The organism is Streptomyces sp. RK9, from assembly GCF_045070545.1.
Taxonomy (GTDB): Bacteria; Actinomycetota; Actinomycetes; order Streptomycetales; family Streptomycetaceae; genus Streptomyces; species Streptomyces alboflavus.
On record NZ_CP173703.1, the window covers coordinates 2,657,330 to 2,684,072 of the forward strand.

The window sequence follows — 26,743 nt, forward strand, 5'->3', positions numbered from 1 at the left end:
GGCGCACCGGGTGAGACCCTCCCCGGATGAGCGATCAGGCGCCGGCCCCCGACCACGACGAGGCCCACGGCGGTGCGCTCGGCACCCGCCTCAACTGGCTGCGGGCCGCGGTGCTCGGCGCCAACGACGGCATCGTGTCCACCGCGGGCCTCGTCGTCGGCGTCGCCGGCGCCACCGACGAGCGCGCCACGATCCTGACGGCGGGCCTCGCCGGACTGCTCGCCGGGTCGATGTCGATGGCCGCGGGCGAGTACGTCTCGGTGTCCACCCAGCGCGACTCCGAGAAGGCCGCCCTGGCCCTGGAGAAGCGCGAACTGCGCGAGCAGCCCGAGGCCGAACTCGCCGAGCTGACCGACCTCCTCGAAGAGCGCGGCCTCAGCCGTGACGTGGCCCGCGAGGCCGCCGTGCAGCTCACCGAGCGGGACGCCCTGCGCGCCCACGCGCGCGTGGAGCTCGGCATCGACCCCGACGAGCTGACCAACCCCTGGCACGCCGCGTGGGCGAGCTTCCTCGCGTTCACCGCGGGCGCGCTGCTCCCGCTGCTCGCCATGGTGCTCCCGCCCGCCGACCTGCGCCTCGGCGTCACCGTCCTCTCGGTGCTCGGCGCGCTCGCCCTCACCGGCCTCAGCAGCGCCCGGCTCGGCTCCGCCGCGGTGCGGCCCGCCGTCGTGCGGAACGTGGCGGGCGGGGCGCTCGCGATGGCGGTGACGTACGGGGCGGGGGCGCTGCTCGGCGCGGCCGGGGTGTGAGGCGGTGGTCCGGACCTGCGCCCCGCACGGGGGGAGCCTGGGCCCCGCATTGGCGGAGATCACCAAAAACCGGGGCCGTACCCACGGTAATACTTATCGGTAACAACCCCTAGCGGCAGCCCAGAGGCCGTTCTACCGTGCACGCATGTCCCCGAACCTGCCCGATGTCGTGCTGTGGTCCATCCCCGCCTTCGTGGTGCTCACGGTCGTCGAGATCATCAGCCACCGGGTCCACCCCGACGAGGACGCCGCCGGGTACGAGACCAAGGACGCCGCCACGAGCATCACCATGGGGCTCGGCAGCCTGGCCTTCGACTTCCTCTGGAAGATCCCGATCGTCGCCGTCTACTCCGGGGTGTACGCGCTGACGCCGCTGCGCGTGCCCGTCCTGTGGTGGACGATCCCGCTGATGCTGCTCGCGCAGGACTTCTTCTACTACTGGTCGCACCGCGGCCACCACGTGATCCGCGTCCTGTGGGCCTGCCACGTGGTGCACCACTCCAGCGAGAAGTTCAACCTCACCACCGCGCTCCGCCAGCCCTGGACGAGCCTCACGGTGTGGCCGTTCTACCTGCCGCTGATCGCCCTCGGCGTGCACCCGGCCGCCCTCGCCTTCTGCTCCGCGACGAACCTCGTCTACCAGTTCTGGATCCACACCGAACGCATCGGCAAGCTGCCCCGGCCCATCGAGTACGTCTTCAACACCCCGTCCCACCACCGCGTCCACCACGCCTCGCAGGGCGGCTACCTGGACCGCAACTTCGGCGGCATCCTGATCGTCTGGGACCGCCTGTTCCGCTCCTGGGTCCCCGAGACCGACCGCCCGGTCTACGGCCTCACGAAGAACATCACGACGTACAACCCGCTGCGCGTCGCCACCCACGAGTACGCGGCGATCGCCAGGGACCTGAAACAGGCATCCACCTGGAGCGCCCGGGCGGGCCACGTCTTCCGGGGCCCGGGCTGGCAGCCGCCCCAGCCACCGGCCGCGGCGCCGACGCCGACGCGGGAACGCACGACGGAGCCCGCGGCGTGAGCCGCGCGGAGCCGGGCCGGGGCGTGGCCCGCGGTGAGCCGACATCGAGGTCCGCCGTTGTGGGCAATCGTTCCGCAGGGCGGAACGGGTGGGCACAACCCCCGGTGCCGAGTGCGCAGACGCCTACGCTCACGAGGCACCGCTACGGCACAGCCGCACTCGTGGCCTTCGCCCTGGCGGCAGCCGGAGACCTGGCCTCCCTGGCCCTCGGGTCCGACCCGGGCCACACGGTACTGAAGCCGCTCCTCATGCCCCTGCTCGCGGCCTACGTGATCCTCCGCAAAGGCCCACCCCTCTTGACGGCAGCCCTCCTCTTCGGCTGGGGCGGGGACGTCCTCCTCCTCGGCGACGCCGACCCCCTCTTCCTCGCGGGCATGGGCTCCTTCGCCATCGGCCACCTCTGCTACCTCGTCCTGTTCCGCAGACACGGCGAGCACCACGCCCCGGCCCGGGGCACCTTCGTCGTGGCCACCTACGCCTGCGCCCTGATCGTCACCGTGGCGCTCCTGTGGCCCGACCTGCCGTCGGACATGCGGATCCCGGTGGCGGGCTACAGCCTGCTCCTGACGGCCATGGCCTTCGGCGCGACCACCCTCGGCCTGACCGCCGCGGCGGGCGGCGGCCTCTTCCTGCTCTCGGACACCCTCATCGCCACGGACGTCGCCGACTGGCCCCAGGCGCCCCGCCCCGACTTCTGGGTCATGCTGACCTACCTGGCCGCCCAGGCCCTCCTGACCCGGGGCGTGCTCACCGCCACCCTCACCAACGGATCGGCACCGGAACGACGGTGAGCAGCGCCGACACCGCGACCACGGCCCCGAGCGCCATCACCTCGGCGCGCGCGGGCGCGTACGTGCTGAGCGTGGCCCCGGGCGACCGCTTCAGACGGCGCCGGGAGAGCAGCGCGAGGACGGCGACGACCGCCACGAGCAGCACCTTGGCGAGCAGGGTGCGGCCGTACGCGGTGTCCGTCAGCTGGTCGGCCACGGTGTCCGGCGGCATGCGGCGCAGCGTGCTGACGATTCCGCTGGCGGTGATCGCGGCGAACAGGACGGCGGCCACGCGCGCGTAGCGGCCGAGCACGGCAACGCCCGCCTCCGGGGCGGTCCTTCGCCAGCTCCGCAGCGTACGCAGCGCGTACAGCAGGCCGCCCGCCCACAGCGCCGCGCACGTCAGGTGCACCAGGGTGAGCCCCGAGCCGACGAGCGCGGCCTCCTCCGTCGGCGGGTGGGCACGCAGCGCCTCCGCCACGATCACGGCGGCCAGCGGCAGGACGGCGCTGTCCGGGCGGCGCGAGCGGGCGCACAGGGCGGCCACGACGAAGGCGTTGACCTCGAGGAGTGCGAGGCGGCCGTCCCGCGACTGGTACAGGCCGCCGATGTCCAGGTCGGACGGCTGGTGCGGCACCAGGTTGCCGCTGGCCACGATCGAGGCGAGGCCGAGCGCGGCGACACCGCCCGCGACGGCCGCCCACCACCCCCACCCCGGCGGCGCCGATGCGAGCGGCGCCCCCGGCACCCGGCGCGCGAGCCGCCGCACGAACACCTCGCCCACCTGCACGCACAGCGCGGCGAACAGGACCGTCCGCAGGAACGTGATGCCCGGCGTGCCCGGCGCCTCGGCCTCACCGGTGCCGTCCAGGACGGCGCTGGGCCCGAAGAGCGGCACCACGGCCGCGACGGCCACGAGGACGAGCACGGCGACGGCACGGCGGGAGGACGGGCGGCGGGGCGCGGAGGCTTGGGGTGCCTGGGGTGCCTGGGGTGCCTGGGGTGCGGCGGGCGGCGCGGAGGGGTGCTCCGCACGCCGCACGGTGAGGTGCAAGGTGTCGGCCGGATCCGGAGTGCGCCGCACGGTGAGGTGCAGCGTGTCCGCCGGGTCCGGATACGCCGTGTCGGGCGCGGCCGGACGCGTCGTGTCGGGCGGGGCCGCGTGCGCGTCGGCCGGGCCCGCGTACCCCGGACGGTGCGGCGGGGCCGAATACCCTGTGTGCGACGAGGCGGCGGCCGTCCGGGCCGTGGCCTCGCCTCCCGGGTCCCCTGGCGGTCGTATGGAGCTCACCACAAGATCTTCACCAGTCGTCGCACTCCCGGGCAAGTCCGGGCAAACAACTGGCGGAATGTCATTCCGCCCATCCGGCCCCGCTCACCGCCACACAGGGGCATCCCCGCCCCAACCGCCCGGCGGCCGCTCCCAGTTCACGGGCCCGCCGTCGAAGGACACCGGCGGCAGGGCGTGCCGCAGCCGCCCCAGGGGGCCGTCCGTCCCGGTGAGCCAGGGCTCCGCCGTGTACGTCGGCCAGCCCGTGAGCCACGCCGCCGTCCGCGCGAGGGCGAGCCGCACCACAGGCGTGCCACCCGTGCCACCCGCGCCGCCCGCGCCACCCGTGCCGTCGGCGGTGCCCCTCAGCCGCTCCGACAGCGCCCGCAGCACCGCAGCGGCCAGCAGATACCCCGTGCCGTGGTCCAGCGCCTGCGCGGGCAGCGCACCGGGCGCGTCCGGCGCGCCCTCGGCCACGGCGATGCCCGTGGCCACCTGCACCAGGCTGTCGAAGCCGCGGCGGCCCGACCACGGGCCGCTCGTGCCCCACGCCGAGAGCTGCGCCACGACGAGGCCGGGCCGCCGCTCGGCCAGCGCCTCGGGGGCGAGCCCGAACCGGTCGAGGGTGCCGGGCCGGTAGCCGGTCACGACCACGTCGGCCCCGGCGAGCAGGTCCTCGAAGGCGCGCCGGTCCGCGGGGGCGCCGAGGTCGAGGGTGGCGGAGCGCTTGCCGAAGCCCGTGTCGGCGTGCTGGTCGGGGAGTTCGGGCAGGTGCGGCGGGTCGACGCGCAGCACGTCGGCGCCGAGCAGGGCGAGGGTACGGGTGGCGACCGGTCCGGCGATGACGCGCGTGAGGTCGAGGACGCGCAGCCCGGCGGCGGGCAGGAGCGGGTCCGTGGCCGCGGCCCGGAGGGGCGCCGTCGCGGGCGGGGTGCCGTCACCGAGCCGCTCCCGGCCCACCAGGGGGAGCCCGGCCACCGCGGCCCCCTGCGGATGCGCCGCCCACTCCTGGGGCGTGCGCAGGGCGACGGCCAGGCCCCCGGCGGCGTACACCGCCTTCTCGGCCTCGGCAGCGGGCAGCTCCGCGAGGCGGGCGCCGACGCGTTCCACGGACGCCTCGCCGTCGCCGAGGCCCAGCGCGGCGAGCAGGCGGGCCCGGTGGTGCGGGTAGTTGGCGTGCGTGCGCACCCAGCCGTCGGCGGTGCGCCAGAAGCGCGACAGGGGCGCGAACGACTCCGGCGCGCGCCCGTTCACGAGCAGGTGCCGTTCACTGGTGAACGCGGCGGCCACCGAACCGTCGTCCACGCGCGCGTGCGGCACGTCCCGCCCCGTGCGCAGGGCCGTCAACTCGGCGGCGGCGAGCGCGCAGACGCCCACACAGGACCGCGCGAGCGCCCGCACCGGGAGCCGCGCGGGCAGGGTGTCCTCGCGTACGACGGGGGAGAGCCGGGACAGGAGCGCGGGGTCGCCCCCGAGCGCGTCCCAGGCGACCGCGGCTCCGTCCAACGGCCCCGGGACCGCAGGCCCGTTCAAGGGCGCCTGCTCCCCACCGGCGTCCCCCAAAGATGATTGCGTCATGCAGTCACTATGCCGTGCCCGCGGGCGGGCGGCCCGAGGCCCCCGGCCCCGCCGTGCCCGGCATCATCGCCCCTGGCTCGGCCACGTCAGGCCCAGCCACGCCCGGCCCCGTGGCCCCCGCCACCGAAGCCGCCGACCACCACAGCCGGATCTCCTTCGCCGGGTCGGAGGGCCGCAGCTCCCAGCCGCGCCGCGCCGCCGCCTCGACGACGTACGCGCCGCCGACGCCCCGGTACTTGCGCCACGGGACCTCGCACTCCGGCGAGGGCGCGGGCTTCTTCGGGGCCCTGGGCCTGGACGCGTGCTTCGTCCACTTGTCCAGGTACGCGTCGACCCGCGCGGCGTGGAACGCGGTGTCGCCCTCGTGGCGCAGCTCGGGCCAGGTCACGGCCCAGCGCGGCCAGACGGAGACCTTGCCGATGACGGCGTCCATGGCGCGGTCGGCGCCGCGCTCGAAGCCCGGGACGATGGTCAGGATCTCGGCGAACATCGCGACCACGAGCGCGGCGAGCGCGATGACCAGAAGCAGCAGCCACCACACCGGCAGGACCAGCACGGTCAGCACGAACCGGATCCACAACTGCCATCCGGGGCGGTCGGGTTCGGCCCGCCACTGCTGCTGCCCTTCATAGGCGAACGTCGAGTCCTGGTACGCATACATGTGCGGCATCCTCTCGCGAAGGGCCGGACGGCACGTACACCGCCCGGCCCCTCACCACCCCGCTCATCGCGAGGTGTCACATCGGCGGGGCGCCGTTCGCGCCCCGCGCCCTACTTGCGCACGGCGTCAAGGGCGTCGGACATGCCCACGCCGTAGAAGCCGTTCTTGTTCTTCCCGCCCGCGCACACCGCGTCGACCTTGCCGTCGCCGTCGATGTCGTAGGGGTCGGTGCACGCCATCGCGTCGGCCTGGCGGTACAGCAGGGCCTTCACCCGGGCCGCGGAGGCCTTCGGGTGCGTCGACTTGATGAGCGCGGCCACGCCCGCGGTGTGCGGCGAGGCCATCGACGTACCGGCCTTGTAGCCGAACTTGCCGCCCGGCAGCGTCGACAGGATCAGACCGCTGGTGGCGGGCGGCTGCGGCTTCTGGAAGGCGGTGGAGTCGCCGCCCGGCGCCGCGATGTCGATGACGCCCTTGCCGTAGTTCGAGAACGACGACTTGATGCCCTTCGCGCCCGTCGACGACACGGTCACCACGCCCGGGAGCTGCGACGGTATGTCGAGGCAGTCCGCGGTCTTGATGGTCCGCGTGACGGGCGTCGTGTCGTCCGGGCTGGACTCGTCGACGATCTCGTCCTGGGCGAGGTCCGTCTTCGCGTTGCCGGCCGCGGCGACGTTCACCGCGCCCTTGCGCTCCGCGTACTTCGTCGCCCGCCCGACCGCGTCGACCAGCGCCTTCTGGTCGGCGTCGGTGCGGCAGTTGAACAGCCACGGGTCGGTGTAGTAGCTGCTGTTCGTGACGTCCACGCCGTGGTCGGCCGCCCACATGAAGCCGCAGACGACGGCCTCCGTGTAGTACATGCCGGTCGCCGGCTCGGCCACCTTCAGGCTCGCGACCTTCACGCCCGGCGCGACACCGGTGACGCCGGTGCCGTTCTTCGCGGCGGCGATGGTGCCCGCCACGTGCATGCCGTGGTCGCTCTCCTTGGCCACCGGACGCCACGCGTTGTCCTTCTGCGTGGGCACGCCGCCCAGACAGCTCGCCGAGGCGCGCTTGTCGAAGTTCGGCGCGATGTCCGGGTGGGTGTCGTCGACGCCGGAGTCGAGGACGCCGACGGTCACCTTCGGGCTGCCGAGGGACACCTTGTGGGCCTGGTCCGCCTTCATGGCGGGCAGGTCCCACTGCAGCGGCTCCAGCTCGTCCTGACCGCCCCCGGCCTTGTCCGCGGCGGCCTCGGCCTCCTTGGCGGACAGCGGACGCGAGGCGTCGATGTCGTCGCTGGACTGCGCCGACAGCGGCGCCGTGCGCGTGGCACCGGCCGACTGCACGCCCTTGACCTTGCGGATCGTCTTCGCGAAGTCGGGGTTCGCGGAGTGGACGACGATCACACCGATCCTGTCGTACGCGATCACGACCTTGCCGTCGGCCTTGGCGATGGCCTTCTTGACGTACTTCGCCGCCCAACCTCCGTGCCCGGTGCGGACGTTGACGACATAGCTCATCGTCGAACCGTCCGCGGCCGCGGCGAGGACGCCGACGCCCGGAGCCGCGGGCGCCGAGGGCGCCGCGGGAGCGTCGCTCTGGGCGGACGCGGTGCCCGGCAGGAAGGCGAGCGCGGAGATCACCGCGACGCCGAGGGGAAGGGCGACGGCGCGGCGTCCGGCCCGGCCGGTCCCGCTGGTGTGCTTGCTGCTCAAGGTGCCGTTCCCCTTACTTCTTCACGGCGTCGAGCGCGTCGACGATCCCGTGGCCGTAGAAGCCGTTCTTGTTCTTGCCGCCCTTGCAGACGGCGTCGACCTTGCCGTCGCCGTCGGGGTCGTACGGCTTCGTCGGGCAGCCCGGGTTGTCGGCCTGCCGCTTGAGCAGCCGCTGCAGCTCCGCCGGACCCGCCTTCGGGTGCGTGGACTTCAGGAGCGCCGCGACACCGGCCGCGTGCGGGGACGCCATGGACGTGCCCTGCAGCCACGCGTACTGGCCGCCCGGCATCGTGGAGAGGATGCCGCCGTCCTTGGAGGGGGTGTCGGTCGGCTTCTGGTAGCGCCGGTCGCCGCCGGGGGCCGCGATGTCGACGACGCCGTTGCCGTACGTCGAGTAGTACGACTTGGCCTTGTACACGCCCGTCGCGCTGACCGTGACGACGCCCGGGAGCTGGGTCGGGATGTCGAGGCACTCGTGCGGGTCGATGGTGCGGGGGACCGGCGTGGAGTCGTCGGGGCTCGACTCGTCGAGGATCTCGTCCGCGTCCAGGTCGTGGTTGGAGTTGCCCGCGGAGGCGAGGTTCAGGGTGCCCTTGCGCTGGGCGTACAGCTGGGCGCGGTTGACCGCGTCGAGGATGGCCCGCTGGTCCGGGTCGTCCTTGCAGTTGTACAGCCACGGGTCCACGTAGTAGCTGTTGTTGGTGATCTCGATGCCGTTGTCGGCGGCGAACACGAAGGCGCAGACCACGCTCTCCGGGAAGAACAGCTCGCTGACCGGGTCGGCCACCTTGATGCCCGCGACCTTCACGCCGGGCGCGACACCCGCGACGCCGACGTTGTTGCGCGCGGCGGCGACCTCGCCCGCCACGTGCGTGCCGTGGTAGTGCTCGGGCTTCGCCGGGCGCCAGGCGCCGGGGGAGGTGTCGGCCTTGCCGCCGACACAGCTCGCGGACTGCTTGGCCGAGAAGTTGGGCGCGAGGTCGGGGTGGGTGTCGTCCACACCGGTGTCGATGACGCCGACGGTGACCTTCTTGCTGCCCGGGTTGATCTGCGCGGCCTTGTCGGCGCCGATGGCCCGCAGGTCCCACTGGTCGGCCTCGAGCGGCTCCTGGGCGGCGGCGCCGCCCTTGCCCGCGGCGGCTTGCTGCTTGAGCGCCTTGGCCTGCTCCTTCGACACGAAGGTCGGCGCGCCCTCCTGCGTCGTGGCGGCCGGGGTGAGCGGCGAGGTGCGGGTGGCGCCCGCGGAGTGGACACCGCGCACGTCGCGCAGCGTCTTGCCGAAGTCCGGATTGGCCGAGTGGGCGACGATCACGCCAATTTTCGCGTACGTGACGACGACCGTGCCGTCGGCCTTGGCTATCGCCTTCTTCACCCGCGCCAGGGTCTTGGCGTCGGACCTGGTGTTGACGACGTACGCCAGCTTGCCGGCCGCGTCGGTGTCCGCGGCCCGCGCCGTGCTGGAGCCGGGAGAGTCGAGCGGAGCGGCGGTCGCGGCGCCGGGCGCGAAGCCGACCGCTGCGGCGAGCACGACACCGAGCGGCAGCGCGAGCGCCAGGCGTCTGGAGCGCGACGTGCGTGACGAGCGCAGATGAGCCATGGGATCTCCACATCATCCGGATACGGAACTGCCCGAACACTGCTGGTGCCCGGGCAGGTGCATGACGAGTGGTGCAGGGTGAAGTTATCCCCCGAACTCCCAGGCCAGCAATGGCTTCCCGAAGAAAGCGGGAAAAGCGTGAGTTCGACCGCTTCGGGCGTGCCGCCGAGACGTTGAACAGCGGACAGAAGCAATATCGACCCCCTGTCGGATCACGTCCCCGGGGCTTAGCATCACCATCCGCGGCCACGTGATCCGTGTCACTATCCGTGCCACCCACGACGGCCCGAGAGCAGAGAACGCAGACCCCCATGCACCGCACCACCTCCGACTCCCCCCACCTCCCCGAACCCCCCGCCCCGGCACCACACCTCCCCACCACCCCCGTCCCACGAGGAGACTCCGTGGCCACCGACGTACCGCCACCATCGAAGGGCGGCTCAGAACCCACCCCCGTCACGCCCTCCACGGAGGAGTTCGTCGCGGTGCAGCAGAGCGCGGAGTTCGGTGAACTGCGCACCGCCCACCGCTCGTTCGCGTTCCCGCTGACCATCGCGTTCATCGCCTGGTACCTGGTGTACGTCCTGCTCTCGAACTACGCGGGCGACTTCATGGGCACCAAGGTGCTCGGCAACATCAACGTGGCCCTGGTCCTCGGCCTCGCCCAGTTCCTGACCACGTTCCTCATCGCCTGGTGGTACTCCCGGCACGCCGCCAGCAAGCTCGACCCCAAGGCCGACGCCATCAAGTCCCGGATGGAGGGCGGCGCGTGAGCACCCTTCAGCTCCACACGGCGCAGAGCACCGTGCTGGCCGCGAACGAGGCCAGCGAGCACCGGCCGCTGATCATCACACTGTTCGCGGTCTTCGTCGTCGCCACCCTCGTCATCACCGTGTGGGCGGGCCGGCAGACCAAGAGCGCCGCCGACTTCTACGCGGGCGGACGACAGTTCACCGGCTTCCAGAACGGCCTCGCCGTCTCCGGCGACTACATGTCCGCCGCGTCCTTCCTCGGCATCGCGGGCGCCATCGCCCTGTTCGGCTACGACGGCTTCCTGTACTCCATCGGCTTCCTGGTCGCCTGGCTGGTGGCGCTGCTCCTGGTCGCCGAGCCGCTGCGCAACTCCGGCCGCTACACCATGGGCGACGTCCTCGCGTACCGCATGCGCCAGCGCCCCGTGCGCACCGCCGCGGGCACCTCCACCATCGTCGTCTCGATCTTCTACCTGCTCGCGCAGATGGCGGGCGCGGGCGTCCTGGTCTCGCTGCTCCTCGGCATCACCAGCGACGGCGGCAAGGTCGCCATCGTCGCGCTCGTCGGCGTCCTGATGATCGTGTACGTCACCATCGGCGGCATGAAGGGCACCACCTGGGTGCAGATGGTCAAGGCCGTGCTGCTGATCGCGGGCGCGCTCCTGCTGACCTTCCTGGTGCTCCTGAAGTTCGACTTCAACATCTCCGACCTGCTCGGCAGCGCCGCCGAGAACAGCGGCAAGGGCGCGCCGTTCCTGGAGCCGGGACTGAAGTACGGCGCGACGGCGACGTCCAAGCTGGACTTCATCTCGCTCGGCATCGCCCTGGTCCTCGGCACCGCGGGCCTGCCGCACATCCTCATCCGCTTCTACACGGTGCCGACGGCGAAGGCCGCCCGGAAGTCCGTGAACTGGGCCATCGGCATCATCGGCGCCTTCTACCTGATGACGATCGCCCTCGGCTTCGGCGCCGCCGCGCTGATCTCGCCCAAGGAGATCACCGACTCCAATCCGGCGGGCAATACCGCGGCGCCCCTGCTCGCCCTCCATCTGGGGGGAGTGGACTCCAACTGGGGCGCCATCCTGCTGGCGACGATCTCCGCGGTCGCGTTCGCCACGATCCTCGCGGTCGTCGCGGGTCTCACCCTCGCCTCGTCCTCGTCGTTCGCGCACGACATCTACGCCAACGTCATCAAGAAGGGCCAGGCCAGCGAGAAACAGGAGGTCAAGGCCGCGCGCTGGGCGACCGTCTTCATCGGCCTGGTCTCGATCGGCCTCGGCGCCCTCGCCCGCGACCTGAACGTGGCCGGCCTGGTGGCCCTCGCCTTCGCGGTGGCCGCGTCGGCGAACCTGCCGACGATCCTCTACAGCCTCTTCTGGAAGCGGTTCACCACCCAGGGCGCGCTGTGGTCGATCTACGGCGGCCTCACCACCGCCGTCGTCCTGGTGCTGTTCTCGCCCGTCGTCTCCGGCAACGAGAAGACGTCCATGTTCAAGGGCGTCGACTTCCACTGGTTCCCGCTGGAGAACCCGGGCCTGATCTCCATCCCGGTCGGCTTCCTGCTCGGCTGGCTCGGCACCGTCCTGTCGAAGGAGGAGCCCGACAAGGAGAAGTACGCGGAGCTGGAGGTCCGGTCCCTGACCGGCACCGGAGCCCACTGAGCCGACCGGGCCCGCTCACCGCGGGCCCGCCCGGGGCACCCCGGCGCGGCCGCGCCGTCGAGATCGTCGTAGATCTCTACGACGCGGTCGCGCCGCTCCTGTTGGATCATGCCCCTCTTCGATGTCGGTACCGTCACGTAGGCTCGTACTCAAAGGGCGTCACCACGCCACACTGCCGATCCGGACCGGGGAGGGGGCCCACGTGCTCATCGACACGTACGGCCGAGTGGCCACCGATCTGCGGGTTTCACTGACCGACCGGTGCAATCTGCGGTGCACGTACTGCATGCCGGAAGAGGGCCTGCAGTGGCTGGCCAAGCCGGACCTGCTCACGGACGACGAGATCGTCCGGCTCATCCGCATAGCCGTCACGCGCCTCGGCATCGAGGAAGTCCGCTTCACCGGCGGCGAGCCCCTGCTCCGCCCCGGCCTCGTCGGCATCGTCGAGCGCTGCGCCGCCCTGGAGCCGCGCCCCAAGATGTCCCTGACGACGAACGGCATCGGCCTCAAGCGCACCGCCAAGGCCCTGAAGGAGGCGGGCCTCGACCGGGTCAACGTCTCCCTGGACACCCTGCGCCCGGACGTCTTCAAGACCCTCACCCGCCGCGACCGCCACCGCGACGTCCTCGAAGGGCTCGAAGCCGCCCGCGAGGCGGGCCTGACCCCGGTCAAGGTCAACTCCGTCCTGATGCCGGGCCTGAACGACGACGAGGCCCCGGACCTCCTCGCCTGGGCCGTGGAGAACGACTACGAACTGCGCTTCATCGAGCAGATGCCCCTGGACGCCCAGCACGGCTGGAAGCGCGACGGCATGATCACGGCCGGTGACATCCTGACCTCGCTGCGCACCCGCTTCACCCTCACCGAGGAGGGCTCCGAGAAGCGCGGCTCCGCCCCGGCCGAGCGCTGGGTCGTCGACGGCGGCCCGCACCGCGTCGGCGTGATCGCCTCCGTCACGCGCCCGTTCTGCTCCGCCTGCGACCGCACCCGCCTCACGGCCGACGGCCAGGTGCGCACCTGCCTGTTCGCCAGCGAGGAGACCGACCTGCGGGCGGCGCTGCGGGCGGCGCCCGAGGGTGCCGAAGGTCCCGACGAGGGCGCGGACGAGGAGATCGCCCGCATCTGGCGGCTCGCGATGTGGGGCAAGAAGGCGGGCTCCGGCCTCGACGACCCGTCGTTCCTCCAGCCCGACCGGCCGATGTCGGCGATCGGCGGCTAGTGCCGGGTCAGCCGGTGGAGCCCTCCGGCTGCTCCCACTCGGCGAGCGGCACGACGTCCTTCAAGAAGCCTCGTACGCCCAGGAATTGGGACAGGTGCTCGCGGTGCTCGTCGCACGCGACCCAGGTCTTGCGACGCTCCGGCGTGTGGATCTTCGGGTTGTTCCAGGCGAGCACCCAGACCGCGGCGACGCGGCAGCCCTTGGCGGAACAGATCGGTGTTTCGTCGCTCACGTACTCATCCCAAACAAGGCGACGCCGAGCAGCCACGGGGGGAGCTGCCCGGCGTCGGTCTGTCGCTCCGACGGGGGATGCGGAGCGCGTACGAAGTATGTCACGGGGAACCGGCCGCCTGGCACTGGAACTACATGATTGATCTGAGCATTTCTTGAGCTTGGCGTAAGGTCGACGGTCAACTCTGTTCGCCCGACCGCGCCTTCACGTCCTCGTGCGTGACCCCGGTCACATCTTCCGGGACGGGTTCCGCGGCCCGTTCACGGGTCGCCGTCGGCGGCAGCATCGGCCGCGACGGTGCCGGTACGAAGGTTGACGGCAGCGACGGAGCGTTCTCGCGGCCCGCGTTGGCGATCACCACGGCGACGTACGGAAGCAGCACTCCGAGTACCAGCGCGACCAGAGCGACGTGCCGCTCGACGTTCCAGAGCACCGCGGCGGCAATGACTGAAACAGTACGGACCGACATCGAGATCACATACCGTCGCTGCCGGCCCTTGATGTCGTCCGCGAGGCCTTGCCGGGCCCCGGTGATCCGGAAGACCTGGGCGCTGCTCTGCTTCCGCATCACGTTCCACCGCCTGCCCGTCATGCCAGGCTCTCCCCGGCCTGGACGCTCCACCACGTTACGCCGCGCCTGCGCCGACGCGTAGACCGGGGGGCGGCTCGGCTCCTGGTGGGGGCTGCGTCGCGCCACGTATGGAGGTGCCCGACATGCGCCGTATGGCGGATGGGCCGACACTGAGCGTAATGCTCATGTCGAGCCGTCTGAGGAGGCAGCTATGGGCTGGTTGTGGGCGATCATCGTGGGATTCGTGCTTGGTCTCATCGCCAAGGCGATCCTGCCGGGCAAGCAGCACAGTCCGCTCTGGCTGACGACGATCTTCGGCATCATCGGCGCCGTGCTCGGCAACTGGATGGCCGCGGGCTTCGGCATCGACGAGACCAAGGGCATCGACTGGGGGCGGCACGCCCTCCAGCTGGCCGCGGCGCTCGTGGTGGTGGGTCTCGGCGACGCCGCGTACAAGATGATCAAGGGCGGCAAACAGACGACCTAGCGGCCGGGAGCCGAGCCCGACGGCGGGGAGAAGCAGAGGGGCCGGTCCGTGCGGACCGGCCCCTCTGCCGTGCTGTGCCTGACGGCGCCGTGCTGTGCCTGACGGTCAGGCCGTGGCCCTGATCCGGGCGGTCAGCCCGTGACCTCGACCGCCGCCAGGTTCTTCTTGCCGCGCCGGAGCACCAGCCAGCGCCCGTGCAGCAGGTCGGCGCGGTCCGCCACGGCGTCCTCGGCGGCGACCTTCGTGTTGTTCACGTACGCGCCGCCCTCCTTGACCGTGCGGCGCGCGGCCGACTTGCTCGCCACCAGGCCGACCTCCGCGAACAGGTCCACGACCGGGCCGAGATCGGCGACCTGGATGTGCGGCAGCTCGGACAGCGCCGCCGCCAGCGTCGCCTCGTCCAGGTCGACCAGATCGCCCTGGCCGAACAGCGCCTTCGACGCGGCGATCACGGCCGCGCACTGGTCGGCGCCGTGCACCAGGGTGGTCAGCTCCTCGGCGAGCGCGCGCTGCGCGGCGCGCGCCTGCGGGCGCTCCTCGGTCTGCTTCTCCAGCTCTTCCAGTTCCTCGCGGGAGCGGAAGCTCAGGATGCGCAGGTACGGCGAGATGTCCCGGTCGTCCACGTTCAGCCAGAACTGGTAGAACGCGTACGGCGTCGTCATCTCCGGGTCGAGCCAGACGGCGCCGCCCTCGGTCTTGCCGAACTTGGTGCCGTCGGACTTGGTCATCAGGGGCGTCGCGAGCGCGTGCACGGTCGCGTCCGGCTCCAGGCGGTGGATCAGGTCGATGCCCGCCGTGAGGTTGCCCCACTGGTCGCTGCCGCCCTGCTGCAGGGTGCAGCCGTGGCGGCGGTAGAGCTCCAGGAAGTCCATGCCCTGGAGCAGTTGGTAGCTGAACTCCGTGTAGCTGATGCCCTCCTGCGACTCCAGGCGGCGGGCGACCGAGTCCTTGGTGAGCATCTTGTTCACGCGGAAGTGCTTGCCGATGTCCCGCAGGAACTCGATCGCGGACATCCCCGCGGTCCAGTCCAGGTTGTTGACCATGACCGCGGCGTTCTCGCCCTCGAAGGACAGGAACGGCTCGATCTGCGAGCGCAGCCGGGACACCCAGTTCGCGACCGTCTCCGGGTCGTTCAGGGTGCGCTCCGCGGTCGGCCGCGGGTCGCCGATCTGGCCCGTGGCGCCGCCCACCAGGGCGAGCGGGCGGTGGCCCGCCTGCTGCAGGCGGCGCACGGTCAGGACCTGCACCAGATGCCCGACGTGCAGGCTGGCCGCCGTCGGGTCGAAGCCGCAATAGAACGTGACGGGACCGTCCGCGAGCGCCTTGCGCAGTGCTTCTTCGTCGGTGGACTGCGAGAACAGCCCCCGCCACTTCAGCTCGTCGACGATGTCCGTCACGGGTCTCGTGTCTCCTTGGGTGTGCTTCGACCACGCACCTCGGGGGTGCGGTGTCAGAGGATGCGTGCACCCCGGCGTACCGCGGGTGCGGTCTCCGAGGTTATACGCCCTGGCTGACAGAGCTCATATTGAAATCGGGGACCCGCAGCGCGGGCATCGCGGCCCGGGTGAACCAGTCGCCCCACTCGCGCGGCAGCGTCTTCTCCGTACGGCCCGCCTCAGCGGCCCGCGACAGCAGGTCCACCGGCGACTCGTTGAACCGGAAGTTGTTCACCTCGCCGACCACCTCGCCGTTCTCCACCAGGTACACGCCGTCCCTGGTCAGGCCGGTGAGCAGCAGCGTCGCCGGGTCCACCTCGCGGATGTACCACAGGCAGGTCAGGAGCAGGCCGCGCTCGGTGGCCGCGACCATGTCGTCGAGGGAGCGGTCCGAGCCGCCGTCGAGGATCAGGTTGTCGATCACCGGGGCCACCGGCAGGCCCGTCAGGGCCGCGCTGTGCCGGGTCGTCGTGAGCTGCGCCAGCTCGCCCCCGCGCAGCCACTCGGTGGGCCGCAGCGGCAGTCCGTTGTCGAACACCGACGCGTCGTCGCCGGAGGCGTGCGCGAGGACGAACGGCGCCGACTCCAGGCCCGGCTCGTTCGGGTCGCTGCGCAGCGTCAGCGGCAGCTCCGAGATCCGCTCGCCGACCCGGGTGCCGCCTCCCGGCTTGGAGAACACCGTGCGGCCCTCCGCGGCGTCCCGGCCCGCCGACGACCACAGCTGGTAGATCAGCAGGTCCGCGACGGCGGTCGGCGGAAGCAGCGTCTCGTACCGCCCGGCGGGCAGCTCCACCCGCCGCTCCGCCCAGGCCAGGCGCCGCGCGAGCTCCTCGTCCAGGGCGCCCGGGTCGACGTCCTTGAAGTCACGGGTCGCCCGGCCCGCCCACGCCGAGCGGGTGCGGTCCGGGGACTTCGCGTTCAGCTCCAGGGTGCCGCTCGGCTGGTCGTGGCGCAGCCGCAGCCCCGTCGACGTGCCGAGGTAGGTGGAGGTCAGCTCGTGGTTGGCGAAGCCGTACAGCTCACGGCCGCCCGCCCGGGCGCGGGCGAACGCCTCGCCGAGCGCGGGCGCGAAGTCCACGAAGACCGCCGACGACGTCTCGGCGGGCGCGTCCGTGAAGTCCGGCGACGCCGGGGCGTCGGCCACCAGCGGCTGCGCGTCCTCCGCGGGCCCTCCCGTGCGCGCCGCGGCCTCGGCGGCCCGCACCAGCGGCTCCAGGTCGGCGGCGGTCACCGCGGACCGCGAGACGACACCGGACGCGGTGCCCTCCTTGCCGTCGACCGTGGCGATGACGGTGAGGGTGCGGCCGCGGGTGACGCCGTTCGTGGTGAGCGCGTTGCCGGCCCAGCGCAGGTTCGCGGTCGACTCCTCGTCGGCGATCACCACGCAGCCGTCGGCGGTGGACAGCTCCAGGGCGCGCTCGACGATCTCGTGCGGCTTGGTGGTGCGGCTCATCGACCGGCCTCCTGCGTGGTGTTGAGACGGTGCTTTCCCGGGGAGTAACCCCCGGACCCCCAGCCGATTCCGTGGGTGCCGCAGTTGATCATCGCCCGGCCTCCTGCGTGGTGTTGAGGATGTTGACGCCCGAGAAGAGGGCGGAGGGGCAGCCGTGCGACACGGCCGCGACCTGGCCCGGCTGGGCCTTGCCACAGTTGAAGGCGCCGCCGAGGACGTACGTCTGCGGGCCGCCGATCGCCGTCATCGAGCCCCAGAAGTCGGTGGTCGTCGCCTGGTAGGCGACATCGCGCAGCTGCCCGGTGAGCCGCCCGTTCTCGATCCTGTAGAAGCGCTGTCCCGTGAACTGGAAGTTGTAGCGCTGCATGTCGATGGACCAGGAGCGGTCGCCGACCACGTAGATGCCCCGGTCGACGCCGCTGATCAGGTCCTCCGTGGAGAGCCCGCCGGGATCCGGCTGCAGCGAGACGTTCGCCATGCGCTGCACCGGGACGTGCCCGGGGGAGTCGGCGTACGCGCAGCCGTTGGACCGCTCGAAGCCGGTGAGCTTCGCGATCCGCCGGTCCAGCTGGTAGCCGACGAGGGTGCCGTCCTTGACCAGGTCCCACGACTGCGCGGCCACGCCCTCGTCGTCGTAGCCGATGGTCGCGAGCCCGTGCTCGGCCGTGCGGTCACCCGTCACGTTCATCAGGGACGAGCCGTACGCCAGCTTGCCGAGCTGGTCGAAGGTCGCGAAGGAGGTGCCCGCGTACGCCGCCTCGTAGCCGAGCGCGCGGTCCAGCTCCGTGGCGTGGCCGATGGACTCGTGGATCGTCAGCCACAGGTTCGACGGGTCGACGACGAGGTCGTAGCGGCCCGCCTCGACGCTCGGCGCCCGCATCTTCTCCGCCAACTGCTCCGGGATCCGGTCGAGCTCGCCCGCCCAGTCCCAGGTGTTCCCGGTGAGGTACTCCCAGCCGCGGCCGACCGGCGGGGCGATGGTGCGCATCGAGTCGAACTCGCCGCTGGACTCGTCGACGGCGACGGCGGTCAGTTGCGGATGCAGACGCATCCGCTGCTGGGTGGTCACCGTGCCCGCGGTGTCCGCGTAGAACTTGTTCTCGTGCACGGCGAGCAGCGAGGCGTCCACGTGCGCGACGCCGGCGGCGCCGAGCAGCCGCGCGCTCCACTCCGCGAGCAGCCCCGTCTTCTCCGCGTCCGGCACGGAGAAGGGGTCGATCTCGTACGCGGACACCCAGGTCCGGTCCGCGTGCACCGGCTCGGCCGCGAGCTCCACGCGCTCGTCGGACCCGGCGGCCTTGATCACCTGCGCCGACAGCTTCGCCATCGCGACGGCCTGCGAGGCGACCCGCGCCGCCGCGTCCATCGTCAGATCGACGCCCGAGGCGAACCCCCACGCCCCGTCGTGCACCACCCGCACCGCGTATCCCAGATCCGTGGTGTCGGACGACCCGGCCGGCTTGGCGTCCCGCAGCCGCCAGGACGCGCTGCGCACCCGCTCGAGCCGGAAGTCCGCGTGCTGGGCGCCCAGCGCCCGCGCGCGGGCGAGCGCGGCGTCGGCGAGCGCCCGCAACGGGAGTGCCAGAAATGATTGATCGATTTCGTGGGGCACAGGTGGAATCCCTTCGGTGCTCGCCTGCTCTGGCCGTCGCAGGCAGTGAATCATGTTCGACCGGTCGTATCCGCTGGAAATCCACACAGCTCGGCGTCGAGTCGGTGGCTGCTCGTCGACGCGTGGCTGGATCCGGGAAGACGCCTGCCCAACTGTCGTCGAGGGGCGCGAGGCGGGAGGCGATCCGGGGTGGGCGCGCCTCGGCGTTGCCCCCGCGAAGACGGTCTGCGACCCCTGAGTTTCCGAGAGGCGGCCACATTGTCAGTGGCAAGTGACAGTATCTGCCCATGCAGGAGTGGGGGCAGGAATTTCGTGCATGGCTCATGTCGCTCGACGAGCGCGGTATGCGACGACTGCTGACATACCATCAGTGCCTGCGGCGCAGGAACTGCGACGCCCATCGGCGCCGAGTCAGGGATCCGAAAGGCGTCCCCGGGGTGTCGCGGCGCGAAGTGCATTCGGCGCGCGTGTGGTTGACCACGGCATCCGAGTCGAACCTCTTGGGTGTGTCCGCTTGCGGTGTCGCCTGGGCGGCACACGTGCTGGACAGCTTCTACGGGTTCCCGCGAAGCGTGGTGAGGGATCCTACGGACAGTCAACTGTCCTTGATGTTCAAGGTCCTTGAACCACCGCTGGCGCGATGTGCTCTCTACGGCCTGCTCCGGCCGGGGGTGAAGGGACAGCCCGCCGCAGCGATCGCGGTGGTGAACCGTGAGCGGCTCACCCTGTTTGCAGAGCGCGAACCTCCCCCGAACGCACGGGAGATAGGACCAGCGCTCGCCGACGAGAGCGGCACGGTCGAGCGAGAGAGCGAGCAGGAGGGAAGAGCCGCAGAGATGGGCGAGGAGAAGGCGGATCCTGAGATGGCGGCAGCGACGGATTCCTCGAAGGAAGGCGCGTGCAGCGACACCGCCGGCACGGATGAAGCCCGGGGTGTTCTGGCCGAGCTGCGGTCCGGCGGTGCGGAGCTGGTCCAGGCGCTGCGCGGCGTTGCTGCCGAGGTGGCGGAAGGGAAAGCTCCGGAGGAAACGCAGACTGTTGGTGCCCAGCTGTCCGCCTGGGTCCACGCGCGCGCCCTGCTGGCGCAGTCGGTTGCCGTCCAGGGGGTCCGCTGGCCTGCCGGAGAGGGCTATGAGGAGTTGGATGCCGAACTCGACCGGATCGACGCGCTCCGTGTAGAACGAGCGCGCCGGGCAGGTCAGTTGGCGAAGCTCAGGCAGCGAGCCGCCCAGTACGAGCAGTGGATCGCGGACGCGGAGGGCGAAGCCGAGGCCGAGGGGTTACGGATGGCCTTAGACGGGATCCTCGACCGAATCTCTGCGCTTGAGGGTGTCGACGAGGGTGCGGCACCCCGCCAGGCGACTCCGACATCCGCGTCCGGCCAGGTGACGCAGGTGCCCGACGCCACCGAGAGTCGGGACGCGATGTCGCAGGACGTCGCATCTCCGTCGTCCGCATCGACTGAAGCGGCGACATGCGGACAGGCCCGGGAATCGTCCGAGGAGCAGGGCCCTTCCGAGGGAACGCCGGGGGAGAGCGCACAGCGACCGGAGCGCGAGAACCGTCCGCAGCCCTCGACGGAGCCGACCTCAGCCCTTTCGGCTCAGCAGCGAACGGTGTCGCCGACACAGGGGCAGACCCGTGCTCAGGACCACGCCCAGGGACAGGACCGAAACCGAGCCCATCGTCCGGTGCAGACCGAACGGGAGAGTCTCGGCACGGAACCCACCGCCGATGAGGAGTCCGCCGCCCTCACCGCGCCGCCCACAGACGCCTTGGCGGAGCCCGCATCCGGCGAGCCTGTCGACATGCCCCACAGGGCAGTGGACCTGACGCTGCCCTGGAGCACGGGAGAACGAGTCCCTCCTGTGGTGGAACTCGTCGGGCACGGTCGGATGGCACACGCCTACTGGATGACCGAGGCGTCGGACGAGTCCGCCGCCCGGGCCAAGGCGCTTGCCTTCACGGCGGCCGCCTTCGCCTGCGTCGACGTGGACGGCGCCACACAGGCACAGATGGAGTACGACTTCGCGGCCGCGGAGCTCGTGGAGGACCGGGAAGCCCATCTTGTGGCCACCGTGGCGGCCCTGAGGGCCGGTCTCACCGCTGGGTGGCCGCACGCGCTCGTCAGCGACTTCTCCATGCCGGCCGGACTCTCGGTGCCCTGGCAGGACCTGCTGACAGTACTCGTGACGGCTGTTCGGGAGTGCCAGACGTTCGTCCCCGGGGCCGTCGACGACTCCCTTGAGACGGAACACCGTCCCACCACGAAGGACATCGAGGAATCCGCCCGGGTCCTCCTCGAGGACCTCCCTCGCCGGAAGATCAAGTACCAGCGCGCCTCTCGGGTGCTTCAGTACCTGACAGGCCCGTCGGGACAGTTGAACCAGGCGTTGAGGGTGGTTCTCCAGTGGGCTCGCTCCAACAACGACGACGGTGCGGCCTTGCGGGCGATCAGCGACGATCTCTGCCGGGGCGAGCGCGCCGACTGGCTCATCGAGGACGCGGACAGCCGCTTCCGCACCCCGAAGCAGGCACGGGAACCCATCCACTCGGGCGCCCTGCGCCAGTTGCAGACGACGATCCGGTCGGTTGCCGAACTGGTGACGAAGGCGGAGGCGATGGCTGCCGCCGACCGAGCTCGGAAAGCCGCCTCGGGAACCCAGGTCCCCCAACTCGAGGCAGCTGTCCTGGAGGTGGCGTCCTACGACGTGCCGGCCGGAGTCGGCGGAGCCGCGCTCGGTCTCCTCAGGACCTGGCTGACCGGTGAATTCGTGGGCACCGGTGAATCTCTCGTGAAGCCGGACAACGCCTTGCTGCCGTCCGAGGACTGTCTCCTTTTCGTACCGCAGTTGCCGCGTGACGCCGACGGCCGACCCGACCTTGCTGACCCCCGCACGGCCCACTCCATGACCGGTCTTCTGACTCCCGCCTCGCCCGACACCGCTCTGGATGACTACCTGAGCCGAGGCGATCTCCACCTGGCCCGGGCCCTGGCGCGGGCTGTGGAGAGACGGGTCACGTCCGACCCGGACACGGGGCGAGACTGGCAGGAGGACGCCACACGGCGCTGCCGCGAGGCCGAGAAGACGTGGCGGCGCAAGATCGCGGAACGTCACGGTGTGGCCGCGTCCCACCTGGCGCAGATCAGGACGCTCAACCTGATGCAGCCCGACACCGAGCGCGAGTTCACCGGGCGCCTCCAGGAGTTCGCGGACGGAGACGAACAGGGACGCTGCCGGTACGCACTGGAGGCCTTGCGTGAGCTCGTGGCGGAGCTCACGAAGCTGGTCGCCGAATCCACCAAACTGCTGCGGGACAGACTGGACGCACTCAGGCTCGACCCCGAGCGTCCTCTCTCGGAGCCCGACCACGACCGGATCCTGCGTCTGATCGACGAGGGCGACACGGTCACCGCTCAGGAGTTCCTCGCCCTGACCGAGAGCAGCCAGAGGTTGCCCGACGGCCCGGACGACGAGGGGGTCGAGCTGCGCGAGTTCCTTCAAGGGCTGACCGGTCCGGCGGCTCCCGCGCCCGGAGGCGACGGTGTCCCCGCGGGCTGGTGGGCCGACCGCTTTGGGTCCGGCACCAAACTCACCCGCAACGCCGAGGACGGCCTCGCCTCCTGGAAGGCCCTGTGCACCAAGAAGGGCCGGAACAGTGACTGGAGTCACCACCTGCCCAAGGTCCTGCGCCTGCTGGGACTGAAACCGGTGGCACCCTTCCAGGCCGAGCGCATGGGCCAGGGTGTGCGGAGGTTCAAGGGGCGCGCGAGCGTGACCGAGGGTGCTGGGTACGTCGCGGCGCTTGGTTCTCGTGCGACGTCGTACACGATAGTTCTCATATGGGAAGAGCAGCGCGCGGAGGGACCGCTCGCCCACCTCGAAGACGCCGACGTCGACGCCAACATCGTGATCTATCTGCATCCGCTCGGGCTGGAAGGGCGGCGCACGCTCACCGAAGTGGCGCGGCGGCGAGCGCAGCAGGCCCTCGTTGTCGACCCGGCGGTCTTCGGCTGGATGGCGGCGCGTACGCCGGGCGCGTTTCGCGCGCTGCAGCGCGTGACGCTCCCCTGGGCCGCGTACGACCCCTACACGCCGTTCGTCGCGGGCGCGGTGCCCCCCGAGGTCTTCTACGGCCGTGACAAGGAACTGCGGGAGGTGATGAACCCGGAAGGTGGCCTCTTCCTCTATGGCGGGCGCCAGTTGGGCAAGTCCGCGCTGCTGCGCAGGGTGGCCGAGCTCTTCCCGAGCCATTCCGAGTCCAACGTGGCCGTCTATCTGGACCTCGTGAAGGCCGAGATCGGCCAGGCCGAATCCCCCGAGCGGATTTGGAACCTGCTCGCCGAGGACCTGAAGCGCCAGCGTGTCATCGACTCCAAGAGGGTTTCGGACCACGCGGGGCCCGACGTTGTCGCCAGGGAGATCCGAAGCTGGTTGGACGCGCACGATTCCCGTCGACTGCTGATCCTCGCCGACGAAGCGGACGCCTTCTTGACGGCCGACTCACGCCGGGTATTCCGCTCCGGCGGCGAGTCCACGTTCCAGAACGTCAAACGGTTCCAGCACCTGATGGAGCAGACCGACAGGCGGCTCAAAGTCGTGTTCGCAGGCCTGCATCAGGTGCAGCGATTCGGCGAGTTGTCCAATGTGTCCACAGCTCACGGCGGCCCCGACGTCCTGGTCGGCCCGCTCAACCCGACCGCCGCCGTGCGTCTGGTCACCGAGCCCATGACGGCGTTGGGCTTCGTCTTCGAGCGTCCGGAACTCGTATGGCGCATCCTGGCCATCACCAACTACCAGGCCAACCTGGTGCAGATCTTCTGCAGCGAGCTCGTGCAGACCCTCCAGGAGCGTGCCCAGCGCGGTCACGCCCGCCCCACGCTGATCACGGAGGCGGATGTCCAAGAAGTGGCCGGGTCGGACACCGTCCGCACACGCTTGGCGGAGCGGCTGCGCTTCACGATCAATCTGGAGGACCGCTATCGCGTCCTGACGCTGGTTATCGCGTTGCGCAGCCTCGCCAATGGCTATCGTGGCGACTACTCCGCCGAGGAACTGCTGCGCTGGGCCGGTGAAGCATGGCCCGCGGGCTTCCAGGGGCTGGGTGTCAAGCAGGTGCAGATCTATCTCAAGGAGATGGTCGGCCTGGGCCTTCTCGTCCAACTGGGCGACCGCTCGCGGTTCGCCGTGCGCAGTCCCAACGTCGTGAACATGCTCGGCACACGTGAGGAGCTCGAACTGGAGCTCCGAGAGACCGAGTTCAGCCAGCCGTATGAATACGACCCTCGAGCAGCCCGGCGGCTTCTGGGGCGTGACAGTCTGAGCAACGCCCAGCAGTTCGTGACGCGCTACAGCCCTCTCACCGAAGGACAACTGCACGAAGCGGCCCAGCCCGGGGTCACGGTGATCGGCACCACGCGGCTGTATCGGCCAGAGCTGATGATCGTCGCGGCGGGGAAATTCGCAGAGGCGCGAGGCGTGGAGGTGCGCGGCCTCTCAGCGCAGGAAGACCTCCGCGTCGCGCTCGCTGCCGCGTCCAGGTTGCGTCGGAACTACGTTCTCACCGTTGATCTGCGGGGGGCCGCGGCTCCCGCGCTGATCGACGCGGTGGACGCGTGCGCGCAGCATGCCGGACCTGCCGCCGACTCCCATATACGGCAGGCCGAAGGACGCAAGCGCTCCGGCCATCGGTCCGTCCTCGTGGTCGCCGACGCACTGACCGTGGGCGACCTGCGGGACCTCAGGGAGGAGGACCAGCCTGCGGTGCGATTCCTGCACCCGGAGCGCTGGACGGTGGAGAGCCTTCGCGCCTGGCCCGAATGCCCGTTCGTGTCCAGGGCGGAGCGCTCCCGGCTCATCCAGGTCACGGGGGGTTGGGCCTCGTGGGTGGAGCTCGCCATCGCGGATGTCGTCAAGAGAGGTGCGACGCTCGACAACGCGCTGGACTCAGTGAGCCGGACGATCCAGAAGCGCGACAATCTCGACAAGCACTGCGAATGGGCCGGTTTGGAACGCCGCGACCTGGACCTGCTGGGTATGTGGAACGGATACGTCAACGAGGCGCAGGGAGTGCCCATAGACGACGTGGCGGCGGCGGTGGAACTCTCCGAGCAGGACGCGAAGGCCTGGTTGATCCGCCTGGACCGGCTGGGAATCGTCGATGAGGCTGACGATGGGATCACCGTGGATCCGGTGACTTTCCGCGCTGTTCGGGCCCGCTTCTCCGGGGCGTGATCACCATGCGTCTGACAGGGGAGGATCTGGGCAGGCTGCCGGGAGTGCGTGACCAACTCGAACGCATTGGGGCCGATCTGGCCCTGGGCCGCAGTTGCCTGTGGCTGATGCCGGACGAGTTGGTCGCCCACGGGATCGCGGGGGAACTGCACCGCATGGTGCTGGATCGCTGTCCTGAACGCATTGACGTGCCTGAGCCGACAACAGCCACGGAACAGCCGCCGAAGACGTTCGAAACCTCATGGCCACCGTACGCGGCAGGTGATGTGCCGTTGCTCGACGGCTTCGATGACGGATTCGACATCGGATGGGACTTCCCGCGTGCATGCGCCGATGCGCCGCGCTCGCCCCGGGACACAGGCCCGTCGGAACTCATGAGCAGGCTTGCCAAGGAGCTCTCCGTAGACCCGGGCCGAACGGTCGACGAACTGACCGACCCCGTAGCTCAGTGGCGTCCGGTGATAGGGATCAGGGCGTGGGCCGAGCCCGGTTCGGCACAAGGCCCGGGAGGGCGAGAAGCGGATCGCGGGCAAGACATCGCCCGGCTTGTCCGGGCTCTGGGGGCGGCGGCGAAGGACGTCGGGCTTCCTCCGGAGAAACGGCCGAGGGTCATGGTGACCAGCCGTCTCCAGGATCTGCCCTCGCTGCTCCCCGACGAACTGGAACTGGAGCTGGCGACCAGCGCCGTCCATTGGTGGTGGGGGACGATGGGCCGACTGGACACGGCCACTCTCCTGGCCGGCCTTCGCGGGTCCCTGATCCCCGGCCCGTCCCGTACGAGCGGTGCGGCTCTGCGTACTCGTGTGCTGCGCGCGGTGCGTGAGGAGGTGGTGGGGGAGTTGTCCGGGCCCGACATCGGCCTCGCGATGGAGCTCCTCGGCCGGTGGGACGGCAGCGACCGCACCCTCGACGAGAGCCTGCGCGCCTGCCTGGTGGCGCTGCGGCGGGATCTTGGTTCGGACTGTCCCGCGATACGCAGCGGTGCGGGCGTCCAGCACAAGCCGCCCTCGGCTCTGCGTCAGGCGTGGGCGGACGGAATCGTCCAGTCCTGGGAGGGAAGGCCCAGGGTCCACCCTGCGGTGTGGCACAGGGACGGGGGATCGGGCCGCCCTGATCAGCTCAACATCCTGGTCAGCCAGGCGCAGGCCCGAGTGCTGATGCCTTGGCTCGAAGACGCGCGCCGACGGCTCGCGGAAGTGGCGCTCGCGTACGTGAACCGTCCGGTGAAGGAGCTCGTGGAACTCCATATGAGGAACAGGCTCCCTGACTATCGCACCCGTCCTGAGCGGACGTTCAGGTGTGCGGAGCCCGGTGATCTGCTGCGTGCCTGCAACGAGGAGCATGTTCGGCTGCCGTCAGAGGAACGACGGTTACTCAGGAGCCTGGTCGCAGCTCGCAACGCGCTGTCCCACCGGGAGGCGCTGAGTGACAGCGCGCTCGGAGAGCTGTGCGAAAGGCTCGCAGAAGCGGACCGTCGCTGGGTCCGGGACGAGTAGACCTGGATCAGACACATCACGTCGACAAAACGATTATTTAAGGGCAAATAGTGACGTGCCGCGTCGGCAGTGCGTCATGTCGCACGGACCGTGTCCGCATCGCCATGAGCGCACGCACTGTAGGAACCTGACAGGAGGCGGGACTAGCCACTGTCGGTGCCCGATTGTCATGGAGCGGGGCGAGACCGATAAGTTTTCCGAGAAGCCGCCTGTCATCCTGGTGTTCGGGT

General features: G+C 70.8%; 19 protein-coding genes. 9 read left to right on the forward strand and 10 right to left on the reverse strand.

Going from position 1 to position 26,743, the window contains the following annotated elements:
- Positions 1 to 26 precede the first annotated feature (26 nt).
- The 3 genes from AB6L24_RS10760 (at position 27) to AB6L24_RS10770 (ending at position 2,576) form a co-directional block, all read left to right on the forward strand.
- Positions 27 to 749 carry a VIT family protein gene (locus AB6L24_RS10760; protein ID WP_405654573.1) on the forward strand — a complete coding sequence of 241 codons (723 nt, stop codon included), beginning with the start codon at positions 27 to 29 and terminating at the stop codon, positions 747 to 749.
- Between the two features lie 145 nt (positions 750 to 894).
- The gene (locus AB6L24_RS10765) at positions 895 to 1,785 is read left to right on the forward strand and encodes a sterol desaturase family protein (protein WP_405654575.1); all 891 of its coding nucleotides are present in this window, start codon (positions 895 to 897) and stop codon (positions 1,783 to 1,785) included.
- 161 nt (positions 1,786 to 1,946) lie between these two features.
- Entirely contained in the window at positions 1,947 to 2,576 is a 630-nt protein-coding gene (locus tag AB6L24_RS10770; RefSeq protein WP_405654577.1) for a lysoplasmalogenase, read from the forward strand.
- Here the strand turns inward: AB6L24_RS10770 and AB6L24_RS10775 are convergent.
- From AB6L24_RS10775 to AB6L24_RS10795, 5 genes are all read right to left on the reverse strand, one after another.
- Positions 2,545 to 3,609, reverse strand: a complete 1,065-nt coding sequence (locus tag AB6L24_RS10775) for a CopD family protein (RefSeq protein ID WP_405657121.1) — start codon at positions 3,607 to 3,609, stop codon at positions 2,545 to 2,547. The two genes, AB6L24_RS10770 and AB6L24_RS10775, sit on opposite strands and share 32 nt — an antisense overlap.
- A gap of 321 nt (positions 3,610 to 3,930) precedes the next feature.
- Positions 3,931 to 5,403, reverse strand: a complete 1,473-nt coding sequence (locus tag AB6L24_RS10780; protein WP_405654579.1) for a CoA transferase — start codon at positions 5,401 to 5,403, stop codon at positions 3,931 to 3,933.
- A 7-nt stretch (positions 5,404 to 5,410) separates the two neighbouring features.
- Positions 5,411 to 6,064, reverse strand: coding sequence for a hypothetical protein (locus AB6L24_RS10785; RefSeq protein WP_405654581.1), 654 nt, complete (start codon positions 6,062 to 6,064; stop codon positions 5,411 to 5,413).
- 110 nt (positions 6,065 to 6,174) lie between these two features.
- Complete coding sequence (locus tag AB6L24_RS10790) at positions 6,175 to 7,761, reverse strand: S8 family serine peptidase (protein ID WP_405654582.1); 1,587 nt, start codon at positions 7,759 to 7,761, stop codon at positions 6,175 to 6,177.
- Positions 7,762 to 7,774: 13 nt separating this feature from the next.
- Positions 7,775 to 9,358, reverse strand: a complete 1,584-nt coding sequence (locus tag AB6L24_RS10795) for a S8 family peptidase (RefSeq protein ID WP_405654585.1) — start codon at positions 9,356 to 9,358, stop codon at positions 7,775 to 7,777.
- A 404-nt stretch (positions 9,359 to 9,762) separates the two neighbouring features.
- Here AB6L24_RS10795 and AB6L24_RS10800 point away from each other — a divergent pair, with 404 nt between their 5' ends.
- The 3 genes from AB6L24_RS10800 (at position 9,763) to moaA (ending at position 12,990) form a co-directional block, all read left to right on the forward strand.
- Positions 9,763 to 10,131 carry a DUF485 domain-containing protein gene (locus AB6L24_RS10800; RefSeq protein ID WP_087883533.1) on the forward strand — a complete coding sequence of 123 codons (369 nt, stop codon included), beginning with the start codon at positions 9,763 to 9,765 and terminating at the stop codon, positions 10,129 to 10,131.
- Positions 10,128 to 11,771, forward strand: coding sequence for a cation acetate symporter (locus AB6L24_RS10805; RefSeq protein WP_380851031.1), 1,644 nt, complete (start codon positions 10,128 to 10,130; stop codon positions 11,769 to 11,771). The genes AB6L24_RS10800 and AB6L24_RS10805 overlap by 4 nt, the downstream gene beginning before the upstream one ends.
- A gap of 202 nt (positions 11,772 to 11,973) precedes the next feature.
- Positions 11,974 to 12,990: a GTP 3',8-cyclase MoaA gene (gene moaA, locus AB6L24_RS10810; RefSeq protein ID WP_380851028.1), complete on the forward strand. Its 1,017-nt coding sequence runs from the start codon at positions 11,974 to 11,976 to the stop codon at positions 12,988 to 12,990.
- Positions 12,991 to 12,997: 7 nt separating this feature from the next.
- Here moaA and AB6L24_RS10815 read toward each other — a convergent pair whose 3' ends face one another.
- Together AB6L24_RS10815 and AB6L24_RS10820 are read right to left on the reverse strand one after the other, a co-directional pair.
- The gene (locus AB6L24_RS10815) at positions 12,998 to 13,222 is read right to left on the reverse strand and encodes a hypothetical protein (RefSeq protein WP_030361366.1); all 225 of its coding nucleotides are present in this window, start codon (positions 13,220 to 13,222) and stop codon (positions 12,998 to 13,000) included.
- A gap of 178 nt (positions 13,223 to 13,400) precedes the next feature.
- Positions 13,401 to 13,790, reverse strand: a complete 390-nt coding sequence (locus AB6L24_RS10820; RefSeq protein ID WP_051811140.1) for a DUF3099 domain-containing protein — start codon at positions 13,788 to 13,790, stop codon at positions 13,401 to 13,403.
- A gap of 214 nt (positions 13,791 to 14,004) precedes the next feature.
- Here AB6L24_RS10820 and AB6L24_RS10825 point away from each other — a divergent pair, with 214 nt between their 5' ends.
- Complete coding sequence (locus tag AB6L24_RS10825; RefSeq protein WP_190116544.1) at positions 14,005 to 14,280, forward strand: GlsB/YeaQ/YmgE family stress response membrane protein; 276 nt, start codon at positions 14,005 to 14,007, stop codon at positions 14,278 to 14,280.
- Between the two features lie 131 nt (positions 14,281 to 14,411).
- Here the strand turns inward: AB6L24_RS10825 and tyrS are convergent, their stop codons facing one another.
- From tyrS to AB6L24_RS10840, 3 genes are all read right to left on the reverse strand, one after another.
- Complete coding sequence (gene tyrS / locus AB6L24_RS10830; RefSeq protein ID WP_087883532.1) at positions 14,412 to 15,677, reverse strand: tyrosine--tRNA ligase; 1,266 nt, start codon at positions 15,675 to 15,677, stop codon at positions 14,412 to 14,414.
- Positions 15,678 to 15,777: 100 nt separating this feature from the next.
- Entirely contained in the window at positions 15,778 to 17,169 is a 1,392-nt protein-coding gene (locus tag AB6L24_RS10835; RefSeq protein WP_405654589.1) for a metallopeptidase TldD-related protein, read from the reverse strand.
- A gap of 88 nt (positions 17,170 to 17,257) precedes the next feature.
- Positions 17,258 to 18,781, reverse strand: a complete 1,524-nt coding sequence (locus tag AB6L24_RS10840) for a TldD/PmbA family protein (RefSeq protein ID WP_405654591.1) — start codon at positions 18,779 to 18,781, stop codon at positions 17,258 to 17,260.
- Positions 18,782 to 19,068: 287 nt separating this feature from the next.
- Here AB6L24_RS10840 and AB6L24_RS10845 point away from each other — a divergent pair, with 287 nt between their 5' ends.
- Positions 19,069 to 25,017, forward strand: a complete 5,949-nt coding sequence (locus AB6L24_RS10845) for a hypothetical protein (protein WP_405654593.1) — start codon at positions 19,069 to 19,071, stop codon at positions 25,015 to 25,017.
- Entirely contained in the window at positions 25,014 to 26,513 is a 1,500-nt protein-coding gene (locus AB6L24_RS10850) for a hypothetical protein (RefSeq protein ID WP_405654595.1), read from the forward strand. The genes AB6L24_RS10845 and AB6L24_RS10850 overlap by 4 nt, the downstream gene beginning before the upstream one ends.
- The last annotated feature ends 230 nt before the right edge of the window (positions 26,514 to 26,743 follow it).